The sequence below is a fragment of the Dyadobacter bucti genome, from assembly GCF_005869225.1.
GTDB lineage: Bacteria > Bacteroidota > Bacteroidia > Cytophagales > Spirosomataceae > Dyadobacter > Dyadobacter bucti.
In genome coordinates this window covers 380,084-406,520 of the sequence record NZ_SWFP01000008.1, presented here as the reverse complement: position 1 = coordinate 406,520, position 26,437 = coordinate 380,084, and the positions used below count along the sequence as shown (strand labels likewise).

Genomic DNA, 26,437 nt, shown 5'->3' with positions numbered 1-26,437 from the left:
GCAGGCTTTATTTTTAACATGCAAACCCTAACACAAAAAAATTGTCAACCTTTTTTTACAAAAAATCTAACCGCTTGATAACCAAACTTATTTATCGTTCAAAAAATTATAAATTTTTGAAATACTCTATAACATGCATTTTAAGAAGCGCTTCCTGCTTCATTATGTCGCCTTGCGGCAGGGCACGGTTTAGCTTGTAATGGGGCCAGCCATCCTGATCAATATGCTCCAACGCATAATAAGAAGATAAACTTAAAACACTGCAGATACCTATATGTATCAAATCCTGTTTTTGCTCCTTTGTAAATCGCTTCGCCCCTTGCCCCAACTCCTGAACACCTATCAGAAATAATACTCCGTTTAAATCTCCCGGTTTTTTTCCCACCAGGGTTTCAAGATTATCAAGCAGGTGCTCCCATTGCATTTCCAGAGGTTGATCTTCAATATCCATTTTATGTTATGTTATTAATGGTTAGCCTGCGTCTCACCAATGCTCACTTCAGGCATATTGTTTAATGAACTGACAAACTTATATACTCTCAGCTATATATAGAAGAACGCTTTTAATGCTTTTTTCTAACTTTGACTTTTAGTGGGAATATATTTAAGAAATAGAAAAGGATATAATTTTGAATAATAACGGTTATTTATCAACTCTGAATGATCCTCAACGAGAAGCTGTATTGTATGGTAATGGCCCGCTGATGATCATTGCAGGAGCAGGTTCTGGAAAAACTAGGGTTTTAACTTATCGGATTGCCCACCTTATAGAAAACGGAGTAGACCCTTTCAGGATACTCTCGTTGACCTTTACGAATAAGGCTTCGGGTGAGATGCGGCACCGAATCGAGAATGCCGTTGGAACCGAGGCAAGAAATATATGGATGGGGACTTTCCACTCCGTTTTTGCAAAAATACTGAGAATTGAAGCGCGCTATCTGGGTTACACCAGTGATTTTTCAATTTATGATACGGATGATTCCAAGTCATTACTTAGAAGTATCATTAAGGAATATAATCTTGATGACAAGGTTTATAAGGCAAACGTGGTTTTCAACAGAATTTCCGGCGCAAAAAACCGGCTGGTATCTGCAGATGACTACATGAACAATGCAATTATCCAGGCAGACGATGAAGCTGCAAAAATGAAGGAAATTGGCAGGTTGTATAAAACCTATGTGACCCGTTGCTTTCAGGCGAATGCCATGGATTTTGATGATTTACTTTACAATACAAATATCCTGTTTCGGGATTTTCCGGATGTACTGTACAAATACCAGCACAAGTTTCAGCATGTGATGGTTGATGAGTTTCAGGATACGAACGTTTCCCAATACCTGATTACGCGCAAGCTTTCAGCGGTTCACCGTAATATAGTGGTAGTGGGTGATGATGCTCAAAGTATTTATGCCTTCCGCGGCGCAAACATTGAGAATATCCTGAATTTTGAAAAAGATTTTCCGGATGTACAAACAATCAAACTGGAACAGAATTATAGATCTACGAGCACAATAGTAAATGCTGCTAATTCTGTCATAGCAAGAAATAAAACCCAGCTTAAGAAAGAAACTTTTACCGTCAACGAAGAAGGTTCTTTGATCGATGTCATTAAGGCGGGGTCGGATAACGAGGAAGGACGGCTGGTAGCGACTGCGATTTTTGAGGAAAAAATGCAAAAGTCGCTGCGAAACGAAAACTTCGCCATTCTTTATCGTACCAATGCGCAGTCCCGCTCTTTTGAAGAAGCGCTGCGTAAGCTGGGAATTAAGTACAGAATCATTGGCGGGCAGTCATTTTATCAGCGGAAAGAAATTAAAGATCTGCTCGCCTACCTTCGGTTTACCGTGAACCAGCGTGATGAGGAAGCTTTTAAACGAATTATTAACCTGCCAAAAAGAGGTATTGGCGACACTACAGTTGCCAAAATTACAGTAACGGCTGCCGAAAATAATGTCGCCATCTGGGACGTAGTTGCCAATATCGCAAGTTTTGCAAGTGGTCGTACCATTGCTCCCATCGAGCAGTTCGGGACACTGATAAAGAGTTTTAAGTTGCTCGTGGAAGACGGAAAAGATGCCTACGAAATTGCGGCTCATATTGCTAAAGTCTCCGGTATTTTGAGAGAACTATATGAGGATAAGACGGTTGAAGGGCTTTCTCGATACGAAAACGTGCAGGAACTGCTCAATGGTATCAAGGAATTTGTGGATAGCGATGCCAACGAAGATAAAACGCTGAGTGCTTTTCTGCAGTCTGTATCTCTGTTGACCAACGCGGACGAACCGGACGAAAATGAAGATAATGACCGGGTCACTATGATGACCATTCACTCTGCCAAAGGACTGGAATTCAGGAATGTTTTTATTGTGGGACTGGAAGAAGATTTATTTCCCAGCCAGATGATGCTGGAAAGCCGCCAGGATCTCGAGGAAGAGAGAAGGCTTTTTTATGTGGCTATTACAAGGGCAGAAAAGAAATTGTCTTTTTCCTATGCTGAAAGCCGGTATCAGTGGGGAAGGCTCAAAATGTGTGAGCCCAGTCGCTTTCTGTTGGAAGTTGATCCCCGCTTTCTGAATGTCTCTAAAATGATACAAGGCGCGACGGAACGCGAGAACTCAGTAGCGGGTGGCACATCATTTGCTCGAAATCTGATCGCGCGTAAGCCTGCGGAGCCCAAAACCAATGTAGCGGTCGCGGCAGCATATACACCCTCTGCGGATTTTACTCCGAGCGATACCTCCGATCTCAAAGAAGGCGACAGGGTAGAACACATGAAATTCGGGTTGGGAAATGTGACTAAAATGGATGTCAACGGAACGGATCGAAAAGCGACGGTCAAATTTGATATCGTTGGAGAAAAAACGCTGCTGTTAAGTTTCGCAAAGCTTCATATCGTCAAATAATTGCACTTACATGGTTATAGTACATCAACATAAGACTTTATACTATTGAAAGATTTAATTTTAAATAATTAAGAAATTACCCTAAAACTTCACTGATTAACTTACTTGATATGTTCCTTGAAAAAGATATTGTACAGATTGGCGAACGTGGGAGTGACCTCGCTACGGTAAAAGAACAAGTTAAATATTTCGAAGATGGATTTCCATTTCTTCATCTTTCGAAAGCGGCCACTGTCGGAGATGGAATAATCCGGCTTACTGACAGTCAAATTACAGAAATGCTCGCCGAATTTGATAAAAATACACTGGAAGGTGAAATAGCCCTGTTGAAATTTGTACCGGCATCCGGCGCGGCAACCAGGATGTTTAAATCCCTTTTCGGTTTTTTGCAGGAGGGGAAAAAAGATAAATCGGTAGACGAGTTTTTTGCGAGACTGCGCGAATTTGCTTTTTTTGATGACCTTAAAACTGCCCTCGCTGCGGATGGTAACGATATAGAGACTGCGGATGAGACTACTATCGTTTCTTATTTTCTCACAAATAAGGGCTTGGGATACGGTGAGTTACCAAAAGGTCTTTTGAAATTTCACAATTACGAAAACCGCTCCAGAACACCTCTGGAGGAACATTTGGTGGAAGGCGCAAAATATGCAAATGCCGGAGGCCATGTTAAAATACATTTTACAGTGTCGCCTGAACATCGCGATAAATTTGAAAAACTGGTGGTAGAGGTGTTGCCAAGTTACCAGAGTGTTTTCGGAGTGAAGTACTTTGTGTCATTTTCAGAGCAAAAAAGTGCTACGGATACCATTGCGGTCAATCTGGACAATACACCTTTCCGTGAAAAAGACGGTAGTTTGCTATTCAGACCTGCGGGGCACGGTGCGCTCCTTGATAACCTGAGCCAACTGGATGCCGATATTATTTTTATAAAAAATATCGACAATGTGGTGCCTGACCGCATAAAGGAAGATACAATTACCTATAAAAAGGCACTCGCCGGGATTGTCCTGACTTACCAGAAACGTATTTTCGGCTATCTGAAAAAGCTTCAGCAATATGACTCGGCCCTGTTAAATGAGCTGGATTCGTTTTTCCGAAACGAACTTTGTGTTATTCCTCCGGCATCTTTTGACGGATTGACGGATGAGCAAAAGAAAGATTACTTTGTTCAGAAGTTAGACCGGCCTCTGCGCGCTTGTGGGATGGTTAAAAATCAGGGTGAACCGGGCGGCGGTCCTTTCTGGGCACAGAATAGTGACGGATCATCTTCCCTCCAGGTTGTGGAATCTGCCCAGGTGGATGTGGATGATGCTGAACAAAACAAAATTTTCAAGGACTCAACCCACTTTAATCCTGTTGATCTTGTTTGTGCTATCAAAAACAGCAAAGGAGAATTGTATGATCTCAAAAAATTCAGAGATCCGTTGACAGGCTTTATTACCGGCAAATCAAAAGACGGGAAAGACCTTAAAGCTCAGGAACTTCCCGGACTGTGGAATGGCGCGATGGCAGATTGGAACACACTTTTTGTAGAAGTTCCTCTACTGACATTCAATCCTGTAAAGACTGTAAATGACCTGTTACGGGAGCAGCATCAGTAATTTTAATTTATATAAAAAAAGGCGTCAAATTTAAGTTTGACGCCTTTTTTATGCCTCTGTTTTTGCTTGAATCAAGGAATTGGCAATACTTTGCTTTCTTTAAAAGTAGAAAGAATAACCATGGTTTGCGTGCTCGCTACTTCTTCGATCTCATTGATTTTTTCAAGCATCAGCTTCTGATAAGTGCTGATATCTTTTGAAATAACCCTTAAAAGAAAGTCACCTGTTCCGGTAATGTGATGACATTCGATTACTTCCGGGATCGCGTGTATTTTTTCTACAAAAGATTCTGTAACAGCTTTTCTATGCCCAACGAGTGAGATCTGAACAAATGTGCTTACTCCCAGACCTACCTTTTCAGGTTCTAACTGAGCGTGATAGCTTTTAATGATCCCTGATTGTTCAAGTTTCTTTACACGTTCCAATGTGGGTGCGGGAGAAAGCCCTATTTCTTTGGATAGTTGTGCGTTGGTTATTTTTGCGTTCGTTTGTAAGATCTCCAGTACTTTACGGTCTATCTGGTCTAACTTAATAATGGCCGACATTTCTCTATGACTAAGGTTTATATTAGGTCCTTTTTTAAGGACGCTGCAAAACTAATTAGTTTCCCGAAGAATCTTATAATTATATATCGTTAATTTGTTAAAAAAAAGAATTTTCGTAGGTAAAATGTGATTTTAGTGTTGAAATATTAGGAGTTAACGCGACAAAACCCATTTATTTCACTTTTTTCAGACTGCGTAAGTTTCGATTTTTTGTAGAAAATCCTGATAAGTTATTCTTATTCCATCTTCCAATTCAACGCGGTGTATCCAGCCAAGCCCGTGTAATTTACTTACATCCATCAATTTACGGGGAGTTCCGTCAGGTTTATCGGTGTTCCATCGTATTTCGCCTTCATATCCTGTAACATTTTGAATCAGTTCCGCCAAAGATTTGATGGTCACATCTGATCCGACCCCGACATTCAGAAAGCCCGGTTCATTGTAATTCTGCATTAAAAAGTAGCATGCATCTGCCAGATCATCAGCATGCAAAAACTCTCTCAACGGCGATCCTGTTCCCCACAATTCAACAAAAGGCTTATTTTCTTCCTTTGCTTCATGAAATTTCCTGATCATAGCAGGAAGCACGTGAGAATTATTCAAATCGTAGTTGTCATTCGGACCATACAAATTGGTGGGCATGACCGAGATGAAGTTACAGCCGTATTGTGACCTGTACGCTTCACACATTTTGATTCCTGCAATCTTTGCAATCGCATAGGGCTCGTTGGTAGGTTCAAGAAGGCCTGTCAAAAGTGACTCTTCCTGAAGCGGTTGAGGAGCTAGCTTGGGATAAATACAGCTTGATCCCAGGAACATTAATTTCGTAGCATCGTTGCGATAAGCGCTATCGATTACATTGTTCTGAATCAGGAGATTATCATGCAAAAACTCAGCACGGTATATGTTGTTTGCCATAATTCCGCCAACTTTTGCGGCAGCAAGGAAAACATAGTCCGGACGTTCGGTTTCGAAAAACGATCTCACAGCTTGCTGATCACGTAAGTCAAGCTCGGAAGAAGTTTTTACAAGGATATTCTCGAATCCTTCCTGAATCAATTTTCTGTGAATAGCCGAACCTACCATCCCACGATGTCCGGCAATATAAATTTTAGCGCTTTTTTCCACGGTGTTTGTTTAAATTTACTTCTTGAAAGTCAATATAGAAAAAACCAATTCGTTACAAAAGTAACAATCTTGCTAAGAAGAAAAATTCAATACACATGCAAAAGGTAAGTTTAATGCTGTTTTGGTGCACTTTATCGGTCTTTTTGCCCGGTATAGCGTCCGGACAGTCCGAAAAACAGAAGGAGTCAACCCCTCCTCCTGCGTGGCTGCCTAAGGAATCATTGAAGAAAGATACTTTGGGTTCTCAAAGTGGCAAATCAAAAGACTTGAAATCCTTTATTTCCGGCCTGGATCCGGTAGTAGGTGCGTCCGCTCCCGGTGGAAATGGGAAGTCTGCCAGCCTGTCTACCTTATTTGGTGAGACCATTCCTGATTTGGGACTGAGGGTCAAAGAATATAAAAGCCAGAAAAGTGAGCGGAAAAGAAAGAAAGAAAAAGCAAAACTTTCGAAGGTACAGTATGAAGGGGTCCCGATGCAAGCCATGTCCGTTAAATACGGCAGTGGCGACCGCGCTACGGTAGAATCCTTTCATGTCCTGAAAGGATATCAGCCAATCAATGCCTACGTCAGGGCCACAGAGACGCGCTGGTACGATAAGAAAGGGAAAAAGCTGAGTTCAGCGGTGGTGAAAGAAAAGGAGCAGGCTCTTCCGTTACACGGTTCATACAGAAAATACAACGGTGAGAACCTGATAGAGGAAGGTTACTATTACAAAGGCGTAAAAGATGGTCGTTGGGTCAAGTACGACACGAAATACAACCTCATCGATAAAGTGATCTGGGACCGGGGATTTCCGGCAGAGTCAAGGGTTACCTATTATGATTCAGCGCATACGCAGGTTAAAGAGGTAATGCCAGTCACTTTCGGAGAAATCGAAGGTGAATATCTGCATTTTTATAAGGAAGGTCAGCTTATGGCCAATGGTAAATACGATGACGGTAAAAAAGTGGGCCGCTGGGTCGAATATTACCAGTTCCGTCGTCAGAGAAAAAAAGAAATTCAATATCCCAAAACCAGCTGGGACGAGGAATTTGAGCCTTTTGTTTTGAGAGAGTGGGACGATAAAGGGAAATTGCTTTACGATTACACCAAAGATCCGCGCGCTTCCGTGGAAGAGGAAACGGAAAATTGAGTTTCATTGATTGGAAATTAGCTACTTCTTTCTTACTTAGTAGTTAAATTTTCAACACTGACACACATATTTATGTTTACACCTCTTCCGTCTTTTCTAAGACATAGAAATTGGTTGATATTCTTATTGAGTATTTTGCCGGTAATTATCTACATAATAGTATTTCAATCCATTGCACTGAATGTCAACTATGTCGCTTTTGATGATATTCTTATCCTGGGTATCATCCCCGGTTTCGCAGAAGCTTCCTGGACCGAACGCTGGGCAAGGCTAAGCGAATTGTTTCCTGAACACAGACTTGTTTTTTCGCGCTCGGTCATCCTCTTTTTGTACAATATTTTAGGCAAGCTAAATCTGGTCTGGCTGATGGCCATCGCAAATTTATGCTGGGGCTTTTGCGTGGTAATATTCTATCGCGTTTTTGTGCGGACAGAGCTTTCTTTATGGTATTTTTTGCCCATTCCCTGGCTCTGGTTTAATATCCAGTCATTCGAAAATATTTTCTGGGGTGTTAGTTCACTTTGCAATTTCGGTGTGATATTCTTCGTCCTTATCACACTTTATTTCACTGTTTATTACAAAGACCGGATCATTTTTAGCCTTCTTTTTGCTGTGATTGCCACTTTCTCCTATGGGAATGGAATGTTTGTTTTTCCGGTTATCGGACTAATACATTTGCTTACAAACCGCCTGAGATCATTTCTGATAACAATGGGTGTGGCTGTTGTTATAAGTGTCGTTTATTTTTTTGATTTTGCTCCGATCACGCAAAGCCTCAATTTTACTGATCCAAAACAGTTGAGGGATGGTTTTTTTGGTTTCTTCGGTTTTTTGGGGTCTCTGGCGACATTATCAGCTTACGACATACCTGTCTTCATGTTCTACACCGGGGTTATAGCCGGCATGTTCCTGATTGCGGTTTTTCTTATTTTACTACGAAAACAGTTTGTTCTGCTAGTGGATTCGTTTCGGCAGAGAGCAGAATATCAGAATAAAACCTTCTTGTTTGCTTTGTCCGTGACCATGTTTGTGGGTATTACTGCCCTGATTCTCACATATAAGAGGATTCCGTCAGATGCGTTCGAGGGAATGTTTAAAGGCCGTTACAGGATGTATTCCCCAATGTTGTGTATCGCTGTTTACCTGGCTTTCTTATCAGTTGAAGGAGTCAACGCCAGAAGGGTTGCCTTGGCATTTATCTTGCCTTTTACGATTATATTGAACCTGGTTATTCTACATGATAATTTCGCGAAAGCAGTCAATTTCCGTCATGCCGCCATTGCACAGGAATTTAACGCGAGGTACAACCCCGACTGGCTTGGCATCCGCATGTTTTCGATGGATAACAGACATTTTGAGAAAATCAGGGGCTATTATGGATCCGCAGATCCGCTTGCAGAAGGCTGGACCCCGACGTCAGAGTCTGATCGTATACTGTATGACGGCATACGTCCGGCGGACATAGTGACACTATCGGGAGATAATATTTTTATTGGCTTTTCAAATGATATTTTTGAGGTTGAAAAAGACTTTTCCGATGGGGCTTATGTAATATTGAAATCGGCAAATCATGTTTATGCAGCCTCTCCGACACTATATGCCACGCCACTGAAAACTACGGTTCGCCGGTGGGCATATTTTGCAAAAGGGGGAATTGCAAGTTTTCATACAGCTACTGTTGAGCCGGGGCACTATAAGATTTACCTGCTTGTCAGGAAAAACGGGCAAAATAAAATCTATTGGACAGGCAGAACCTGGGATGAGAAATAGCGTCAGAATTTCTGGTGCAGTCCAGTCAGTATTCGCTCAATCTCCTTTCGTACCTCACCGGTAGGAACAGTAAAATTGTTATTCATAAAGCTGAATGCGAGTGTTTTACCTTTTTTTGTAGTCAGGTAACCGCTCAGGCAATAGTTATTACTCAGGCTTCCCGTCTTCGCAAAAATGAAAGGTGGCTCATCTTTAAATAGAGTTCTGATGGTACCTGTTTTTCCTCCCGTTGCAAGGATCTGAAATAATCGTTCACGAGGGATTTTGGCGTAAATCTTTTGCAATAATGCAGTTATAGTCCTTGGTGTGAACAGATTATACCTGCTAAGCCCCGATCCGTCACGCCACACCGGACGGTCCGGCAGATCGCTCAGATGATGTTCAATGGCGTGGGCGATCGCCTTTTCGGTGTTCAATGGCAAACCGTTCGCAGAAGCATATAGCAACATGAGCTGTTCAGCCAGCATATTGTCGCTTACGTGCATCATACGGGTGTATAAAGAGTCCGAAGGGATGCTGTAAATTTTGTTCAGTTCAGTATCCAGTGGAATATTGAGCGGTTTGATCTCCTTTTTCAGGGTGTCGCCCAGCAATTGAACGGTAAGAAGGTCGGACATTCTGACGGGAACGTCCTGGATGAGGCCCTGAGGTACAACCAGGCTGGAATGATGAAAGCGGTTTTGAAATTCTTCACGTTCGATCCCAGAAGCGGTTGTATCAAAAATCATTGATTTTTTCCAGAATCCAGGATTAACCTGATAGTTTTGAGAAGCTTCTCCCGAAAACCGGGCAATGTTCCCATAAACCGGTAAAGAAGAAATTTCAGGCTGATAATAATCATTGTAATCATTCCAGCTCCACCCCGGTCCGAAACGTTTGTTTTCAAAATGAGAGGATGTGAAAAAGATCTGGTCCTTTCTGTTTTTCAGGAAGTCAAAGACCTTACTGTGAGGCAAATCTGGATGTAAAAGAGAGGGATCCCCGGTACCCCTGATGATCAGCAACTCTCCCCATTCGAGATATTCTAATCCGGGAATGGAGTCGCCAAGGGCACATAATCCTGCGTAAAAGCTGAATAACTTTGTGTTGGATGCTGGCGTGAAATATTTATTTTCCTGGTAAGAAGCTAGCGGCTTTTTCCCGTTCAGACCGGAAACCGAAACCCCTGTATGTTGCTGGCTGAGGACTTTGGAATTTTTTAATTCGCGTTTCAAATAATGGGAAACAGAGCAGCCTGAAAACGTGAACAGACTGATAAAGAAAATAAGCGTGCGCATGGAGACAATTTGAAATTGACAAAAACAAATATAATATTTTTACATATTTATAAATGGCCTGTCTGTTTGGCCTTTCCGCGAATTTCCATGCCCAAACTATGATACCCGGCATTCAGGCGGTTGATGCGCTGATTTTTGATGACCAGGAAAAAATTATCCCGCAATGTAATCAAGCCGTCTTTCTTCAAATCGAACTGATTCAGGCAGAAGGAATTAGCAATAATGTATTTGGTATAATTGGTTTGTGTAGTGAGGGATAAATGATGGTATCGCTGGAAGTAGGTATGAATGTCGGCATTCTGATAGAGTTCCTGACATATCCCTACTGTTGACGATCTGGAAACATAGCCGCTTATCTTTTTTATATTATAGGCCATGCCGTTAGATTCAAGTGTATTAAGCTTCCTGACAGTAATTCCCCAGCTGACCAAAATCGATGCTAAAAGAATTCCGACGCTGAATTCCCTTTTTGACAATATAAAGTCGTTTATTTTTTCAACATACAAAGACGCGAAAAATATAGCCACGAACGGCAAAGAGGGTAGCAGGTAATGCGGATATTGTTTGATACTGATCAGCATAGGAGCAATCCCGGAAAAAGCGATTAAAAAGACGAACTTGCTTACCCGCGCCACTTCTGAAGAAACCTTTATTCTCAGTTTCAGGAAAAAAGCGATGGTATAAAGCCCGGCAAGTGCAAGGAAATGTGGGATCAGATTTCGGAATAATTCCTGGACAAGATAAAAATGAGCTGTCCAGCCAACACCCGTTTTTTCCCTTTTTTGCAATAAAGCCTGCACAACCTGACCGTTAAAATAGGTGCTGAGAAAATGGTATGCCGGCTTATAGAGAAGGATGAACCCCATTGTTATACCAAATGTAACAAGCATCACGAATGTGTTGACCGCCGCTTTTTTTAATGTTGTATATTGATAACCAAGAATATACAAAATAGAAAAAGCAAGTGGAAACAACCCGACAGGACCTTTCGTAAGAAATGCCAGCACAATGAAAATACCCGCAAGAACTTGCAGAAAATTACTTTTGGCAGAGTACTCATCTCGCGACGCAAAAAATAAAAGCTGGCAGTAGCAGGAAGCCAGGCAAAAAACAGTCATGGTACTGTCAAGGAAGTTATTGGGAATGCTGTACCAAACGGTAATCATTCCGTACCAGCACAAAACCGGCAGCCAGGCGAAGGATTGCAGAGCGCGATGGCCCTCAAATAGTTTTCGCCATATGCTCACGATCAAGGCTACACTGCAGATCAGTACGATCAGATTATAGATATTTTCAACAGCGGTAGTATCCCCAAATATTCTGAATAAAACAGACTGAATACCGAATTGTAGCGGGGGATGTCCGGAAAAAAACGCACCATTATCGTATGGCAGCCAGAAGGAATCGGCGAAATGCGGCCGCCAGAAAGATCCGACCCCCATGGCCATATTACGGGCGATTGATGCATAGGCCAGTCCGTCCATAAACATAGTATCGTCCAGTGACCTGGGAAGGAAAGTAATCAATATAAAGCTGATAGTGAATAGCCAGTATAGATATACCTGGTATTTTTCATTTCTGAAAATGGACAATATCATTTTTATGGAGGACTTGAGTAATGTAGAATCAAAGTAAACAATTTCCGGCTTTTAGATAACAAACATTATCACATTACTTTGTAAAGGGAAAAATACAAATCTATTCTGATGATTGACCTTCGATCGGTATTGAAGCGCTATTGGGGTTACGATTCGTTTCGGCCATTTCAGGAAGATGCCATCAATACGGTGCTGAATGGGATTGACGCGCTGGTATTGCTGCCGACCGGTGGGGGGAAATCTATCTGTTTTCAGGTGCCGGTTATGGCTATGGAGGGAGTTTGTATCGTAGTTACCCCATTAATCGCTCTGATGAAAGACCAGGTTGAGCAGCTGAAAAAACGGGGAATTGCCGCTGCGGCGATCCACTCGGGAATGAGCCGGACGGAAATAGACATTACCCTCGACAATTGCATTCACGGCAATACGCGTTTCTTATACGTTTCTCCGGAAAGGTTGAGAACGGATATCATGATCGAGCGGACGAAACAGATGGATATCTGTTTGCTGGCGATCGATGAGGCGCATTGTATTTCTGCCTGGGGCTACGATTTCAGGCCTTCTTACCTGATGATTTCTGATTTCCGGGACCTTATTCCCGGTGTACCGGTAATGGCACTTACTGCAACAGCCACAGAAGAGGTGCGTGCAGATATCCTGGACAAGCTGAAAATGCGCAATTCGCGTGTATTCAAGCAGTCTTTCGCGCGGGCTAATCTCTCTTATTCTGCATTTCAGGAGGAAAGTAAGGATAGAAAATTGCTTCAGGTTTTAAAGAGCGTATCAGGGTCGGCAATTATTTATGTCCGGACAAGAAAACGAACCAAAGAACTAGCCGACTGGCTGGTTCGTCAGGGGATCAGCGCGCAAAGCTACCATGCCGGATTGCCGTTTCGTGAACGCTCCGACCGTCAGTCGGCCTGGATTAAAAACCAGGTACGCGTCATTGTTGCCACCAATGCATTTGGAATGGGGATCGATAAGCCCGATGTCCGGGCGGTGATCCACTTCGACCTGCCGGATAGTTTAGAAGCATATTATCAGGAAGCAGGGCGGGCAGGGCGCGATGAAAAAAAAGCATATGCCGTGGCCCTTTTCAATAAAATAGATCTCGAAGAGCTCGCGGAAAGTGTTGAAAGGAAATATCCGGCGGTCGAGGTTTTGAGGAGAGTATACCAGGCTTTGGCCAATTATTACAAAATTCCTGTTGGCGGTGGTGAGTTTGCAGGTTTTAGTTTTGATATCCAGGAGTTTACAGGAATATTCGGTTTGCCGGTAAATGAAACACATTACGCGCTGAAACTTTTGGAAGAAGAGGGTTTTATGCAATTGAGCGAAAATTTCAATGAAGCTTCCAAGATACATTTCCTGGTCGACAACCGCCAGTTATACGACTTCCAGATACGGTATAAGGAGATCGATTCGTTTATCAAGTTGTTGCTCCGAATCTATGGAGGCGAACTTTTCACAGAGTATGTGAGAATTTCCGAAAACGAACTTGCTCAGATCTATTTCGCACCGGAGCCTGAGATTGTCAAAAAGCTGACTTTTTTGATGGAGCGGGATATCCTGCACTACGAACCAAGAAGGGACAAACCGCAGCTGACCTTCCTCACCCCAAGATACGATGCGGCCCTGTTGCCGATAAATGTTTTTGAAATAGAAAAAAAGAGGGAAAGGGACCGCCAGAAAGCGAAAGCCACCATCCATTACGCCACACATACGCATATATGCCGGACATTGCTTCTGCTGGAATTTTTTAATGAGTTTGATGCTGAAGAATGCGGCGTTTGCGATATCTGTCTGAAAAATAAAAAACAGGATGCTGGAAATGATCTGGAAATTGGGGAGGCGATTCTGGACTATCTTAGAAGTTCGGGCCCGGTACTTCCGCAGATATTTGGACAGGTTTTCGAAAATATTCCTGAAAAAGTGCTCCTGCAGGTTGTACGGCAGCTTATAGAAGAAGAGTGGGTTAGCTATAACCCCGACGGAAAACTTGCGATAACTAACAAAACTCAACTTTGAAAAACGCACTTTTTAGCTTCATCATTACAATTGGCACGTTTACGGGGACAACTTTTGCACAGGATATTCCCGGACTTGTAGCCAGCAATTACGGAGGATTATACCGCGCTACCTATAACCCGGCAGTTTTGGGAGGTCCGAAACACAAATGGCAGATCAATATCGGCGCGCTGGGAGGAAGTATCAACTACAGGTATTTTGTGTTTATCGGCAAGAATTCCCTACTCTACCCCCTCCTTGCGCCGCATTCTACTAAGGAACTTTACGGCCGTTCCCGGACAATGGGTTCACTGATGCATGCGGACCCGTTATTTCTGGTTAGCGAAATCCGTTGGCCGTCAGCGTCATTTTCGTTGGGGAAATATCAGGGGGTGGCCGTGCAGTTCAGGACCAGAGGTTTTGTGCAGGGAAAAAATATGCCCGAGGCGATCAGGAATTTATATTTCAAGAGACTTGATACCGAAAGTACCCCGGCTACCAGTAATGAATCGTGGGGAGATTTTGACCTTGTGCAGCAGAGTTTTTCAGATGTAAGCTTGTCCTATGGTATTCAATTGCTGGACCTGGATGCACATAAGTTGAGGATAGGTGCCACTGTCAAACGTATTTTTGGCGCACGGATTGGATATCTGTCAGGCTCTGCCAGTCAATTCTCGATCCGGCCCTTAGCCGGAAGCCCGGAGTCCAGCGAATTGGTTATTTCTGATCTCGCCTATGAAAGCGGTTACAGCGCTCCCAACCAAAAAATGAGCATTGGAAATCTTTTCGATGCGGATAAATATGGTACCGGATGGGGTTACGATCTGGGCGTATCCTATGAATTTGGTTCTTTCTGGCAAAGTGATACGGAAAAATTTGATGAAAGTCCGGCCTACCTTTTTCGACTGGGTGCTTCTTTAACCGACATTGGATCAATTCGTTACCGGACTTCCAAAAGCAGGGTTATCACAGGACGGCAGCCGGAATCTGTAATCGGACAAAAAGAACTGGAAACCATCAGTGACAAGGGACCGGAAGGGTTTATGACCCTGTTTCCTGCTGAAACGAGTGCCGTTTTTGGCAGGGATGTGAAGCTGCCGCAGGCAATTCATCTGGAAGCAGATGTTCAGCTGGTAAAGGGTTTTTTTCTCAATATGTCCCAAACCAAACGCTACGGAAACAGTAATCGGTCGCTGGACATTTATCAGCCGGAATCTTTTACGATTACTCCCCGCTTTGAGGACGAGGATTCGGATTTCGCCTTTCCTGTTTCTTTTATTAAAGGCAACAAACGTCCCTCTTTGGGGGCGGTCGGGCATTTTGGTCCTGTTTTTCTCGGATTCAGCAACTTAAACGGCCTTATCAAAAAATCAGGGGCGCGGGGCAGTATGGTTTACCTGGGATTTTCAGCCTGGAAATTAAATCGCAGGCAGAACAGAGAGTAATAGCTGAAACAGTAAACGAGGTTTATAAATGTCTTTGGAATGCATTCACAGGCTTTTATAAACCTTTTTTGTGGTAACGATGATTAAACAGCTATGAAAAAATCTGTCCTGTTTTTGACCCAGTTGTTATTACCTCTGTTCTTGCTGGCGCAACACGAGCATCATCCTGCACAGCATACACTCACGGGTGTCGAGCCGCAACCTTTGCTGGCTCAGGCGATGCGTCTTCAGGAAGCATTGTCTTTTTCGGGAAATTCATTGTCGGCTGTGGATCTGGATAAAATCAAAGTATTGAGCAACAAGCCGTTTGATCAAAAAACAGTATCGGAAATCCAGGAAATTCTGGATCCTTATTGTCTTAATATCGTCGGTATCAATCCCGAAGGCAGGGTTAAGGTGGAGCGCGGGCAGGCAAAAGCGCTGCTGGTGCAAGGCGGCTGGACCAGTTTTCTGGTCAAGGTCAATAATGAGGCTGGCATTACTGCGAAGTTACAGGTGGAAAGTCCAAATGCTCTCAAACCCTTTCACTCTCCTTCGTTTGAATCCAAGGTAAAAAAGGAACATGAACTTTCTCCTGGCCAGGTCGCGAACCGGTTTCTTGAGATTCAAATGTATACGGGCAGGCCTTTACAGCCTAGCCTGACCGGCCTGAAACTGGAATATGCAGTAGTTCAGGTATATTGTAAAGATTCTGGTCAGCGTGAGGCTGAGATTGGTTACAATGTCGGGCAAGGTTCTCAGGATATTGGTTTCAGGAATTCCACACATATTCTTTTTAATATAAAACCTTCTGTAAAGGTCACATTGCGTATCAAAGACGATGATGGTTCATCTGCTATGGCTTCTTTGCTTATTACCGACGGCCAGGAGCATGTCTCCGGAAAGTTCACCGGGATTTATCCGCTTCCATCCCGCCGCGTCGCTGCCTTTGACGAGTACCCCGATTTTTTCTTTCAGCCTCAGATATACCGTAACGATGGTGAGCATGTGCAGTTGCCGTCAGGAAAATATATAATTACTTTCGGCCGTGGCCCGGAATATGTCAGGCAAACCCGTGAAGTGACAATTCCGGAGAATGTCAATGCATTCGATATTTCGCTGCAGCTAAAAAGATGGATTCAAATGACAAAGCTGGGGTGGTACAGTGCTGACCACCATGTACATGCAGCAGGATGCAGCCACTACGATAGCCCCACGGAGGGTGTAAATCCGAAAGATATATGGCGGCAGGCACTGGGAGAAGACCTGAATATCGCCGCAAACCTTGCCTGGGGACCAAGCTGGTATCATCAAAAAACGTTTTTTACCGGAAAGGACGATCCGCTGTCCGACCGAAAAAATATCATGCGTAATGATGTGGAAGTTTCTGGTTTTCCTTCCTCACATTCCGGACATATCGTGCTTCTGCGGATTAAAGAGGATGATTATCCCGGGACAACCCAAATTGAGGATTGGCCAAGCTGGACAGCCCCGGTTTTGTTCTGGGCGAAATCCCAGGGCGGTGTTGTCGGATATGCGCATTCCGGCTGGGGGCTGGAACCTGCGCAGCCTACCAGCAAGCTCCCCAATTACGTTGTGCCGAAAATGGACGGTATCGGGGCCAATGAATTCATTGTGACGGTTACCCAAAACCTCGTGGATTTTTACAGCGCAGGCGATACACCGGCTCCCTGGGAACTCAATATGTATTACCACACATTGAATTGTGGATTTAAAACGAAATTAAGCGGTGAAACAGATTTTCCATGCATTACCGATGCCCGGGTGGGTCAGGCAAGAAGTTATTTTAAATCCGACGGACCGTTGAACTATGACCGGTATGTGGAGGCATTACAAAAAGGCAGAAGTTATGTTTCAGACGGGAAATCACATATCATGGATTTCAAAGTAAATGGACAGGAGGCTGGCGTGGATGATAGTGAATTGTCACTTTCAGGTAAACAAACAGTTTCTGTAACCGCAAAAGTAGCTGCATATCTGCCTGCTGAGCAGGATGAGCTTGGCGAAACGACGGCCAAATTGCCACTGACGGAGAAACCATACTGGGATATCGAACGTGCAAGAATTGGGAAAACAAGGAATATTGGGGTGGAACTGATTGTAAATGGAGCAGCTGTGGATACTGCCATTGTCACGGCCGACGGGCAGATCAGCGACGTGAAGTTTTCTTTCCCGGTTGTGAAATCTGGTTGGATGGCGCTTCGTATTTATGCAAGCTCACACACCAATCCGGTTTTTATAAAAGTTGATAATAAAGCCATTGATGAGAAAAAAAGCGTGGAATGGTGCCTGGCGACGCTGGATCAATGCTGGAAAATGAAGGAGCCGAATATCAGGGCCGCGGAAAAGAAAGCAGCTGAAACCGCGTACGACAATGCGAGGAAAGTGTACAGAAAACTGCTGGAAAATTAGACTTCACGCTTTTTCTTTTTAAAGATCCCTCCTATCCTGCTGAACATCCTTTTCTCAAATTCCCAGAAAAAAGAAAATTTGCCCCATACCCAGCCCCAGGCAAGCAGGATAACCTGATACAAAGGGAGAATGATGAGGATATTGACAGTCCAGCGTAGCCAGCCTGGGGATTGCTCCGTCAGGCCTGCGAGATCGAACAAAGCACGTTTTACATACAAAACAGAAAAACCTGTACACGCGAAAACAGCGAGGATGATGAGCACATCCCACCCATTTCTGACCTTCCAGCGCTGTTTCAGTTTTTCGATCATTGCTTATTCGTAGAGGAAATCCAGATGTTCGGGCTTGATTTCTTCTGTATCCAGCGAGAGGAATTCTTCCCAGAAAGGGTCATTTGGTAGCCCTGCCTTGCAAATGATGGGCTCCTTTTTTACAGGATGTTCAAAGAACAGACGGCGTGCATGAAGGTTGATACTTCCGTCTGGGTTTCCTTTCGGATAACCGTATTTGACGTCTCCGCGTATCGGGCAGTTCATGGAAGCCAGCTGCACACGGATCTGATGCGGACGACCGGTTACGGGCGTAACCTCCAGTAAATTGAACTTATTAAGTTCTCCAAGCCAGCGATATGACAGCTCAGCCCGCTGTGTATTGGGGGCCTCATAGTCATACGCAGTTGTTACATTACGTTTTTCGTCTTTGGAAAGCCAGTGTACAAGCTTGCCTTTTTTCTCGGCAGGCCTGTTTTTCACAACCGCCCAGTATGTTTTCTGGACGTCGCGTTTGCGGAAGATTTCATTCATCCGTTCCAAAGCTTTGGAAGTGCGGGCGAAAACGACCAGTCCGCTTACAGGCCTGTCCAAACGATGCACAGTACCCAAAAAAACGGCTCCCGGTTTCTGATAGGTTTCTTTGATATAGTCTTTCACCATATCCAGGAGACACTTGTCACCGGTTGCGTCACCCTGCACCAGTATGCCTGGTTCTTTATTGACAATGACCAGATGATTGTCTTCGTATATTACTTGGAAATATTTTCTAGCCATATAAATAGGTCTTTACTTTTAAAAAGGTTAGTATGATTCCTTTTCGTTGGGAAATGACTTGCCTTTTACATCTTTAATATAATTGGAAATAGCGTCTGTCATGACACCATTGAGATCTGCATACCGGCGTAAAAATCTGGGTTTAAATGCTTTATTTATGCCTAGCAAATCATGAAGCACCAAGATCTGGCCATCAGCGTGGGGCCCGGCACCTATTCCAACTGTAGGAATGCTGATACTTTCTGAAACTTTTTTGGTAAGAGATGAAGGTATTTTTTCCAAAACCACCGAAAAGCAGCCGACTTCTTCCAGCATTTTCGCATCGTCCATTAACTTTTGCGCTTCTACATCCTCTTTGGCCCGGACCGTATAGGTTCCAAATTTGTATATTGACTGCGGTGTAAGTCCCAGATGCCCCATAACAGGAACGCCGGCGCTCAAAATCCGCGTAATAGAATCTTTGATTTCCAGCCCGCCTTCCAATTTTACGGCATGTGCGCCCGACTCTTTCATAATACGGATCGCAGAACTGAGTGCTTCTCTGGAATTACCCTGATATGACCCAAAAGGAAGATCAACAACCACCAGCGCCCGTTTCACGGCCCTTACCACAGAAGTGGCGTGATATATCATTTGATCAATAGTAATCGGCAAAGTAGTTTCGTGGCCCGCCATCACATTCGAAGCCGAATCCCCCACCAGTATAAGCTCTACACCTGCAGCATCCACAATGCCAGCCATCGAATAGTCATAGGCGGTAAGACAAGAAATTTTCTCGCCTCGGGTCTTCATTTCCTGGATAATGTGAGTCGTTACGCGTTTAATATCTGGGGTATGGATAGACATATATTCTTGGTGGTTTTCGGGTACTGTTACTTTTTTTAGAATAGTCGGGCGGCTAGGGGATCAAAAAATGTCCCTACCTGCTAATCAGCCAGTTTTCCGGATTGAGCCGGGATGTATTTTTCCAGATCTGGAACTGCAGTTCTGATGTTCCGTCACTGTCTGTGGCAACTCTTCCGATATTCTCCCTTGCCTTCACTTTTTGCCCGGCCCTGACGGTCACACCATTCATTTTTGCATAAATGGTCATGTAATTTCCGTGCTGAATCGCTACTACATTGCCCATGCCCGGCATTTCTGTTACATCGAGTACAATTCCGTCGTAAACAGAACGTACAGGTTCTCCGGCCGTGGTCTGGATATCAACACCAAGATTATCAATCATCACACCCTTTAAAACGGCATGTGGCCGCTGGCCAAAATGTCCCGAAACGAAGCCTTTAACCGGCCACGGCAACCGTGACTGGGAGGCTGTGAACGAGGAAGCCAGGGTCGTTTCTTCTTCGCTCATCCCACTGGACACAACTGGCTCTTCCTCTTTGGGTACTTCCACCACTGCTGCTTCGCCTTTTTTCTCGCGTTCCGCATTTTCCCTTGCTATCCTTTCTCTCTCGGCGCGGCGGCGAGCCTCACGTTCCTCGCGTTCTTTTCTTTCCCGCTCTATCCTTTCGCGTCTTTCTCTTTCGGCAATCCGGCGGATATTGGCTTCCAGTAAATCAGTCGCCCGTTTATTTTCCGCTATCTGTTTTCTCAGTTCTACTTCCTTCTGGGATAGCTCCTGGATCACTTCGTTCTGCTTGACTTTCAGACCCTCCAGCTTTGTGTTTTCTGTGATACGTGTGTCCAGTACTGTTTTCTGCTGGTTTTGCTTGGAAGTAATACGCCGACGTTCCGCGATCAGTTTTTCCTGCAGAACTTCCATCTCCTTCACCTGGCCTTTTCTGGCGTCGGTGTATTGTTTGAGATATTTATATCGTAATACAAACTGATTAAAAGTGCCCGATGAAAACAGAAAAACCAATTGATTGAAATAAACATTCCGTTTGGAAGCCTCGTAGATCATATGTCCGTATTCTTCCTTCAGTTTGGCCAGGCTGTTGTCGAGTTCCTGCCGCTTTTTTTCAAGCACTTTTAATTCACGATCCAGCAATTCCAGGTCGTCGGATAACAGGTCGATTTGTTTCTTATAGGTGTTAATCTGTTGATTTAAAGCCTTTAACTGACCTAGGTTGACGTTTTTTTGTGAAGATGTTTGTTTTAATATATTTTGAATCTCCCTGATTTTGCCCTGGTTCTCACTTTTTTCACGCTCCAGCTGTTCCCGTGTTTTTTGCGCAAATGCACTTGTTCCCACCAAAAACAGGAAAGTCAACAATAAGAATACACGGAAAAAAGACGGATTTTGAAAGGGCATATTAGTTTTTCTTGCGGCCAATAACCATAACGGCAGGCAAAGTTAAGCAGACTTCATGTTTTTGGCCCTATGATATGGGCGGCAATGTATATTTTACCTCTTTCGCGTGTAGGAAGACGGGACATTAAATGGAAATCCCGGGTTTTGATCCACCAGATCGACCTTGCTATGTTTGATACGCATGGTGGTTTGGCTGACTTGCTGATCTTTTGCCGACTTTATGCTTAAACGAATCAGGCTTGTGAAAGGAAACAGTACGTCTTTTACGTTCTTAAAATCTTCGTAGTCAAGAGTAAAGGTATTTTCGGTGGGAACTTCCGTTGCCTTGAGGCGGGTCAATTTCAAATTATCGCCGGCGATATAATTATCAACTGTCAGTCGCTCCGGAGCTTGACGAAGTACATAAAAGTTTTCTTCTTTGGTAAATTCCGCGTCGGGTTCTTGTGGGAAGGGGAGGTTACCGATGATAATGGACTGCAAAAGGGCAAAATTCAGGTCGAAATTGTATTTCTTGCTGAGCTGCTCATAATTGAATGCAAAATATTCCTTATGAAACTTATCCAGAAAGACGATAGAGTCTTTGGTGATCAATCCTCTTGCTACTTCAAAGCCGATCCCGGTCACGGAAATCCATATCAGGCTATCTTTTTTCATCCGGATGTTGACATTCGTATTGTCAAAATCCTGTGTTTTACTCTGAAAGGAGAACTTTGATTTGGCGACGAGGTAATCGAAAGCAATTTCCTGGATCTTTACAGGTGCGACTGTTTCGGCTTCTTTTGTTATCGAAGAATCTGAGGCAGCAGGAGAGGAGTCGACCAAAACTGAATCTGCGCTGGACTTAATATCTGTGTTCTTGGCTGCACGCTGTTTATGACAGGCAGTAAGCCAGAAAAAGCTCATGGCCACCAACCACGCCGTAATTTTATTGCTCATGTAATGCGCCTGTTGCTATTTTTTTATCAAGAAGTTCAGTGGTTTCCCCCATTCTTTTGGCTTTTTTCCACTGGGCCACTGCATTGTCCCGCTCACCTAGTTTGAACAGCACATCACCATAATGTTCAACAATCGTGCCACTGACACCACTGCTGTCCAACATGGCTTTTTCAAGATACTCCTTGGCTTTTTTGTAATCTTTCCGGATGTATAACACCCAGGCGTATGTGTCCAGGTAGGTAGGATTGTCCTTGTGGGTATTTACCAGTTTTTCAGACATTTTGAGCGCCAGGTCCAGCTTTTCCTTACGAAGGGAAAGGAAATAACTATAATTGTTCAAAACATGATCATTATCCGGGTTACCCTGCAGGGCCAGCTCGTATGCCGCATCTGATTTGGCATGTTCACCTAGACCGTTGTAAGCATCACCGAGTTGGGCATTGATGTATGGGATCATATCCGGTTTATCCATCAGCTTCAGACTTTCTTCAAGAGACGAGATCGCCTCTTTGAAATTTTTCTTTACCAGGTTGGCAATTCCATTGGAATACCAGAACATACCCTGGTTCGGGAACAATTCAAGCGCTTTTTCTGAGTGGACGAGCAGACTGTCCGGCTGGTTGAGGTCATTGTCCAATTGTAATATAGCTCCCCAAACCTGAAAAACGGAACCATCTGCCAACGCTGCTTTCATAAACATTTCCCTGGCTTCGGCTTTTTTATTCTGCCGCATGAGCAATTCCGCATAAATCACATTGACGCGCGGCTCATTGGGGTGAGTATCAGAAAGTTGTTTGGCCAGAACCAATGCGTCCCCGAGTTCTGCTTCGGTCTTGAGCATCGTGAGGTAGCCGGTTAATACCCGGATTTTAGGATCCGCGTCAAGATTGGGGTTAGCAAAGACGAGCTTTAATTCCTGGTTGCATTTTTGAACATCTCCGTTTCTCCGGTAAATGTCGGCGAGCAATACGTGTGCCTGGGCTTCATCAGGATTGATTTTAAGAGCATCTTCCAATGGGCTGACAGCCTCCACAATCCGGTCATTCGCAATCAGCATTTCAGCCAGTTCCACCCGGTAGCTCACTTCGCCTGGTTCGGATGCAATCAGTTTTTTTGCTTCACTAAGTGCTTTCTCCAGATTATTTTGTCTCAGATATAGCTGCTGTTTCTGGTGCGTGATTTCTTCAGTTACCCCAAGTGTTTTTTCAAGAACATTGTAGGTATTGATCGCCTTATCGAACTGATCATTAAACACATACACTGCGGCCAACTCAATTCCATACTGAATATTCTCGGGGCTTTTGGTCAAAAGCGTTTCATAAATTTCAGCCGCTTCTGCGTACTTTCTTTTTTTTGCGTATAGCTCTGCAAGCTGCTGCGCAAAAAATATGTTTTCCTTATTGAGTTCGTAGGCTTTTTTTGACGAAACGAGGGCGTCGTCAAAACGTTCGAGTTTGAGCAGGGCAGAGGCAAGCAAATAGTGGCTTGCGCCATCCTGGCTTTTAGCCTGGACTAATTTTTCGAAGACGGGAAGCGCACGTGCAGGCTCGTCTTTCATCATGAACTTCATGCCTTCCGTGGCAAGAGATTCTTCTTCCAGTCGAACGCTGGTGGCTTCTGTTTTCTCCGGCCCTTTCTCACGATCTTTATTACGACGCTGCGCTTGTGCCGGCTGCACACATATCGTTGCCAGCAAACAAAGAAGAAGGCCCAGTTTTAAGTATTCCGTCCTCATATTTTATAGAGTGCCATCAGGTCGTGAGATATAATGCCGTATTTTCTTTATTAAACAGCAAAGTTATCAATTTTTGTCTGTATGATTTGCGCATAGAGCGATCCAAACAAGAATACTAACGACCAAAACCGCGGATTCTTGTCTGAAAATCAGTTATTCAACGGTATAACCCGATTTGGCAAAACCCGGAATTCCGGCTGGGCTTAACACATCGGCCCGGATGTCGACACGGGTGGCCGCATCGGTATTAAAATACTGAAACTTCACTTTTCCGTCTTTGCCTGTTTTCAACATGGGAGCCCAGTATATCGTCGACCGGTAATCTGGCCGGTTGTCTTGTGGCTTTTTCACTTGATAATCAGGCATATAAAAATCTCTTGGAACATCAAAGCCCGCTATTTTAGAGATCAGAACGCCAGGTACAATTTCCTGTGAGTAGTCGTAATTTTCATTGCCTCTTTTGGTCAGGATGGAAATAACGCCATTACCGCCTCTGCTTCCGAATATCGCTGCGGACGCCCCTTTCAATACATCGATAGACTCAATATCCTGTACATTCAGGTTCGTAACCAGGTCTTTATCAACGGGCATACCGTCGAGGACAAATTGAGGCTCGCCCCGGTTTCCCCGAATGAAAACAGAAGCATTCATGCCTGAGCCAACCACCTGAACACCAGCTACTCTGCCAGCCAGCATATCCAGAACAGACATAGCTGACGAAGCCATCTGCGGTGTGATTTTTAAACTTGCATCGGCATTGTTATAGAGCTTTCGGGTGTCCCGTTGCGTTTCTTTTTTGCCTTTGATGGTTACTTCCTGTAAGAGTCTTTCCCGGCTTTCCCGTATTTTTCTTGCAATTTCCTGATCCTGTGCCGCCCTTTTTAAATATTCGCTCAACTGAATTGAATTTACGGTAACCGGGTAAAACGGCACCTTCTGCATGGTGGTTGAAAAAGGCTGGAACAAACTTAATGTGAAAGACAGATTCTGATTTCCCTTTTTGTTCATACCCTGAATCCGAAGATTAAGGGAGTCAGAAAAGACCAGGTTATGTATAGCGAACCGCCCCGATTGATTTGTTTCTGCGGTCATAAAACTGTTAATACTGTCACTACTCAGGTAAACAGAGAGCATGGTTTTGTCGGAAAGTTTTCTGCCCGACCGCTTTGCTTCTCCTTCCAGAGAAATACCTTGCTCTACGAAGTAACGCGGTTCGGGGAGCGAATCCCGAAAAACATCGTCCCAGTGAAATCTTGTCCAACCCTGGGTCATCATCAGGTAATCTGCATAAATTTTCCGTTCGGATTTTTCAGCATCAAAGTAATATCCGGGCTGCTCTATGTGACCTTTTAAATCAGACGATAAATTAAGGTAAGAGACTAAATTCTGATCGTTTGGTTGCTGCTCGATCTGGCTGGCATCTGTAACCGAAACCGAAATGCTCGTTTCCACGGGGTTACCGGCCGAATCGCTCACAGTGAGTTCTACTTCGGTTTTTTCCCTCGGTTTGTATGTTTTTCTGGTCGGATTAAGGCTCACCCGCAGCCTTCGGCTATGGTCTGTGAAAACCAGCCTTTCGGAAACCGGTTTGTTCTGTTCGTTAAAAAGTGTCAGGTGCGTAATTCCGTCAGGCAGATCGGTGGTGGGGATACTCATTACGAGACCTTTGTCAGAGATTTTACCCTTCGCCACAAACGCCACAATTCCTCTGGAATGACCTACGACATGCACCGGATTTTCTTTTGATCCAGGAAGCTTGCAATAGGCCAGTATCTTCATTTTTAGAGGATTGGAAAGGTTGTCGACCATCATTGTAAAACCTGATTCTTCTACTTTCGGGAAGTCAAAACGAGTGGTGCCGCCATTTTTATTCCGGAGAAATGCAGTATAAATTTTTCCGGGAGCGGGTTCAAACTGAAACCTGCCCATACCAAGGTGCTGGCTTTTAAAAGTTGCAACGGTATCCTTTTGCTGATCGAGGATGAAACCTTCCGCATCCGTTCCAAGCCCGTCGCCGTCTATTGCCTTGAATGCGATACGTGTGTTAATACCTGCGACAAGATGCCCTCCTTCGGCGAAAAACTGAAGGTCTGTTTTTGATGATGCGGAGGAGGCGGGGGTTCCCGTTTCATCAAAAAGATAAATATCTTTTTTGAAAATGAAATCCTCTGAAAAATTGCGCATCCAGTTGGTGTACGCCCGTATAGTGTATGGCCCTGGCGCGATAGAATCCGCGAGTGCAATATCACCGTGCCCAATTCCCCCGCTAAGCTGTACCCGGCGCAACGCCACGTTTTTTCCTGTGCGCTGGTCGATAAGACCCACATATAGCAGATTACTGGCACTATCGGCCTGGTGGAGAGAAGCTTCTGTCAGATAACCCGCAAACCATAGCGTATCTCCGACGACGTAATACGGCTTGTCCAGGTGCAGGTAGGCTTTTTCCTGTGGAAACGCCTGTCTGTATTTTTGTAATCTGGCGGCGATTTGTCCCGTAAAATCATCATCAGCCCACTGAAATGCAGCCAGCAGAAGTACCAGAACAGTTGGGATCAAAGGGATTTTCCTGAACAGAGTGGCATAAGAGATCATCATGGTCTACGTTGGTCCCGCGCAATTTATTATTTTACTGAAAAAGAAT

19 protein-coding genes are annotated in these 26,437 nt (G+C 44.1%); 7 read left to right on the top strand and 12 right to left on the bottom strand.

Translation table 11 applies throughout. The annotated features are described in order from the left end of the window. Positions 1 to 106: 106 nt before the first annotated feature. A complete protein-coding gene (locus FBF61_RS25720; RefSeq protein WP_138482754.1) occupies positions 107 to 451 on the bottom strand; it encodes a hypothetical protein in 345 nt (114 codons plus the stop codon). Between the two features lie 178 nt (positions 452 to 629). Between FBF61_RS25720 and FBF61_RS25715 the strand changes: the two genes are divergently transcribed. Further along, a complete protein-coding gene (locus tag FBF61_RS25715; RefSeq protein WP_229215218.1) occupies positions 630 to 2,903 on the top strand; it encodes an ATP-dependent helicase in 2,274 nt (757 codons plus the stop codon). Positions 2,904 to 3,013: 110 nt separating this feature from the next. Next, on the top strand, positions 3,014 to 4,507 hold the full coding sequence (locus FBF61_RS25710) for a DUF4301 family protein (protein ID WP_138482749.1): 1,494 nt from the start codon (positions 3,014 to 3,016) through the stop codon (positions 4,505 to 4,507). Between the two features lie 71 nt (positions 4,508 to 4,578). On the opposite strand, the gene FBF61_RS25705 is transcribed toward FBF61_RS25710, so the two are convergent. Continuing rightward, positions 4,579 to 5,052 (bottom strand): Lrp/AsnC family transcriptional regulator, encoded by a 474-nt coding sequence (locus FBF61_RS25705; RefSeq protein ID WP_015813234.1) that lies wholly within the window; start codon positions 5,050 to 5,052, stop codon positions 4,579 to 4,581. 186 nt (positions 5,053 to 5,238) lie between these two features. Next, positions 5,239 to 6,180: a GDP-L-fucose synthase family protein gene (locus FBF61_RS25700; protein ID WP_138482747.1), complete on the bottom strand. Its 942-nt coding sequence runs from the start codon at positions 6,178 to 6,180 to the stop codon at positions 5,239 to 5,241. Positions 6,181 to 6,275: 95 nt separating this feature from the next. Between FBF61_RS25700 and FBF61_RS25695 the strand changes: the two genes are divergently transcribed. Beyond that, the gene (locus FBF61_RS25695) at positions 6,276 to 7,313 is read left to right on the top strand and encodes a toxin-antitoxin system YwqK family antitoxin (protein ID WP_138482745.1); all 1,038 of its coding nucleotides are present in this window, start codon (positions 6,276 to 6,278) and stop codon (positions 7,311 to 7,313) included. A gap of 135 nt (positions 7,314 to 7,448) precedes the next feature. Continuing rightward, positions 7,449 to 9,083: a hypothetical protein gene (locus FBF61_RS25690; protein WP_229215217.1), complete on the top strand. Its 1,635-nt coding sequence runs from the start codon at positions 7,449 to 7,451 to the stop codon at positions 9,081 to 9,083. 2 nt (positions 9,084 to 9,085) lie between these two features. On the opposite strand, the gene FBF61_RS25685 is transcribed toward FBF61_RS25690, so the two are convergent. Both FBF61_RS25685 and FBF61_RS25680 read right to left on the bottom strand, forming a co-directional pair. Beyond that, positions 9,086 to 10,360: a D-alanyl-D-alanine carboxypeptidase/D-alanyl-D-alanine-endopeptidase gene (locus FBF61_RS25685; protein WP_138482740.1), complete on the bottom strand. Its 1,275-nt coding sequence runs from the start codon at positions 10,358 to 10,360 to the stop codon at positions 9,086 to 9,088. A 47-nt stretch (positions 10,361 to 10,407) separates the two neighbouring features. Then, positions 10,408 to 11,958 carry a glycosyltransferase family 39 protein gene (locus FBF61_RS25680; protein ID WP_138482738.1) on the bottom strand — a complete coding sequence of 517 codons (1,551 nt, stop codon included), beginning with the start codon at positions 11,956 to 11,958 and terminating at the stop codon, positions 10,408 to 10,410. Between the two features lie 108 nt (positions 11,959 to 12,066). Here FBF61_RS25680 and FBF61_RS25675 point away from each other — a divergent pair, with 108 nt between their 5' ends. The 3 genes from FBF61_RS25675 to FBF61_RS25665 all read left to right on the top strand — a co-directional run bounded on the left by FBF61_RS25675 (position 12,067) and on the right by FBF61_RS25665 (position 17,822). Further along, the gene (locus tag FBF61_RS25675; RefSeq protein ID WP_138482736.1) at positions 12,067 to 13,986 is read left to right on the top strand and encodes a RecQ family ATP-dependent DNA helicase; all 1,920 of its coding nucleotides are present in this window, start codon (positions 12,067 to 12,069) and stop codon (positions 13,984 to 13,986) included. Next, entirely contained in the window at positions 13,983 to 15,410 is a 1,428-nt protein-coding gene (locus FBF61_RS25670; RefSeq protein ID WP_138482734.1) for a DUF5723 family protein, read from the top strand. Before FBF61_RS25675 ends, FBF61_RS25670 begins: the two co-directional genes overlap by 4 nt. A 93-nt stretch (positions 15,411 to 15,503) precedes the next feature. Further along, positions 15,504 to 17,822 (top strand): CehA/McbA family metallohydrolase, encoded by a 2,319-nt coding sequence (locus FBF61_RS25665; RefSeq protein WP_166444610.1) that lies wholly within the window; start codon positions 15,504 to 15,506, stop codon positions 17,820 to 17,822. Here the strand turns inward: FBF61_RS25665 and FBF61_RS25660 are convergent. The 7 genes from FBF61_RS25660 to FBF61_RS25630 all read right to left on the bottom strand — a co-directional run bounded on the left by FBF61_RS25660 (position 17,819) and on the right by FBF61_RS25630 (position 26,391). Beyond that, positions 17,819 to 18,133, bottom strand: coding sequence for a DUF6787 family protein (locus FBF61_RS25660; protein WP_138482732.1), 315 nt, complete (start codon positions 18,131 to 18,133; stop codon positions 17,819 to 17,821). The two genes, FBF61_RS25665 and FBF61_RS25660, sit on opposite strands and share 4 nt — an antisense overlap. Before the next feature lie 3 nt (positions 18,134 to 18,136). Next, entirely contained in the window at positions 18,137 to 18,868 is a 732-nt protein-coding gene (locus tag FBF61_RS25655; protein WP_138482730.1) for an RluA family pseudouridine synthase, read from the bottom strand. 27 nt (positions 18,869 to 18,895) lie between these two features. Continuing rightward, positions 18,896 to 19,714 carry a 3-methyl-2-oxobutanoate hydroxymethyltransferase gene (gene panB, locus FBF61_RS25650; RefSeq protein WP_138482728.1) on the bottom strand — a complete coding sequence of 273 codons (819 nt, stop codon included), beginning with the start codon at positions 19,712 to 19,714 and terminating at the stop codon, positions 18,896 to 18,898. A 73-nt stretch (positions 19,715 to 19,787) separates the two neighbouring features. Continuing rightward, positions 19,788 to 21,125, bottom strand: a complete 1,338-nt coding sequence (locus tag FBF61_RS25645) for a murein hydrolase activator EnvC family protein (RefSeq protein WP_138482725.1) — start codon at positions 21,123 to 21,125, stop codon at positions 19,788 to 19,790. 93 nt (positions 21,126 to 21,218) lie between these two features. Continuing rightward, a complete protein-coding gene (gene lolB1, locus FBF61_RS25640; protein ID WP_138482723.1) occupies positions 21,219 to 22,061 on the bottom strand; it encodes a lipoprotein insertase outer membrane protein LolB1 in 843 nt (280 codons plus the stop codon). After that, positions 22,051 to 23,796 (bottom strand): tetratricopeptide repeat protein, encoded by a 1,746-nt coding sequence (locus FBF61_RS25635; protein ID WP_138482721.1) that lies wholly within the window; start codon positions 23,794 to 23,796, stop codon positions 22,051 to 22,053. Before FBF61_RS25635 ends, lolB1 begins: the two co-directional genes overlap by 11 nt. Positions 23,797 to 23,949: 153 nt before the next feature. Then, positions 23,950 to 26,391 (bottom strand): TonB-dependent receptor plug domain-containing protein, encoded by a 2,442-nt coding sequence (locus FBF61_RS25630; RefSeq protein WP_229215216.1) that lies wholly within the window; start codon positions 26,389 to 26,391, stop codon positions 23,950 to 23,952. Positions 26,392 to 26,437 lie beyond the last annotated feature (46 nt).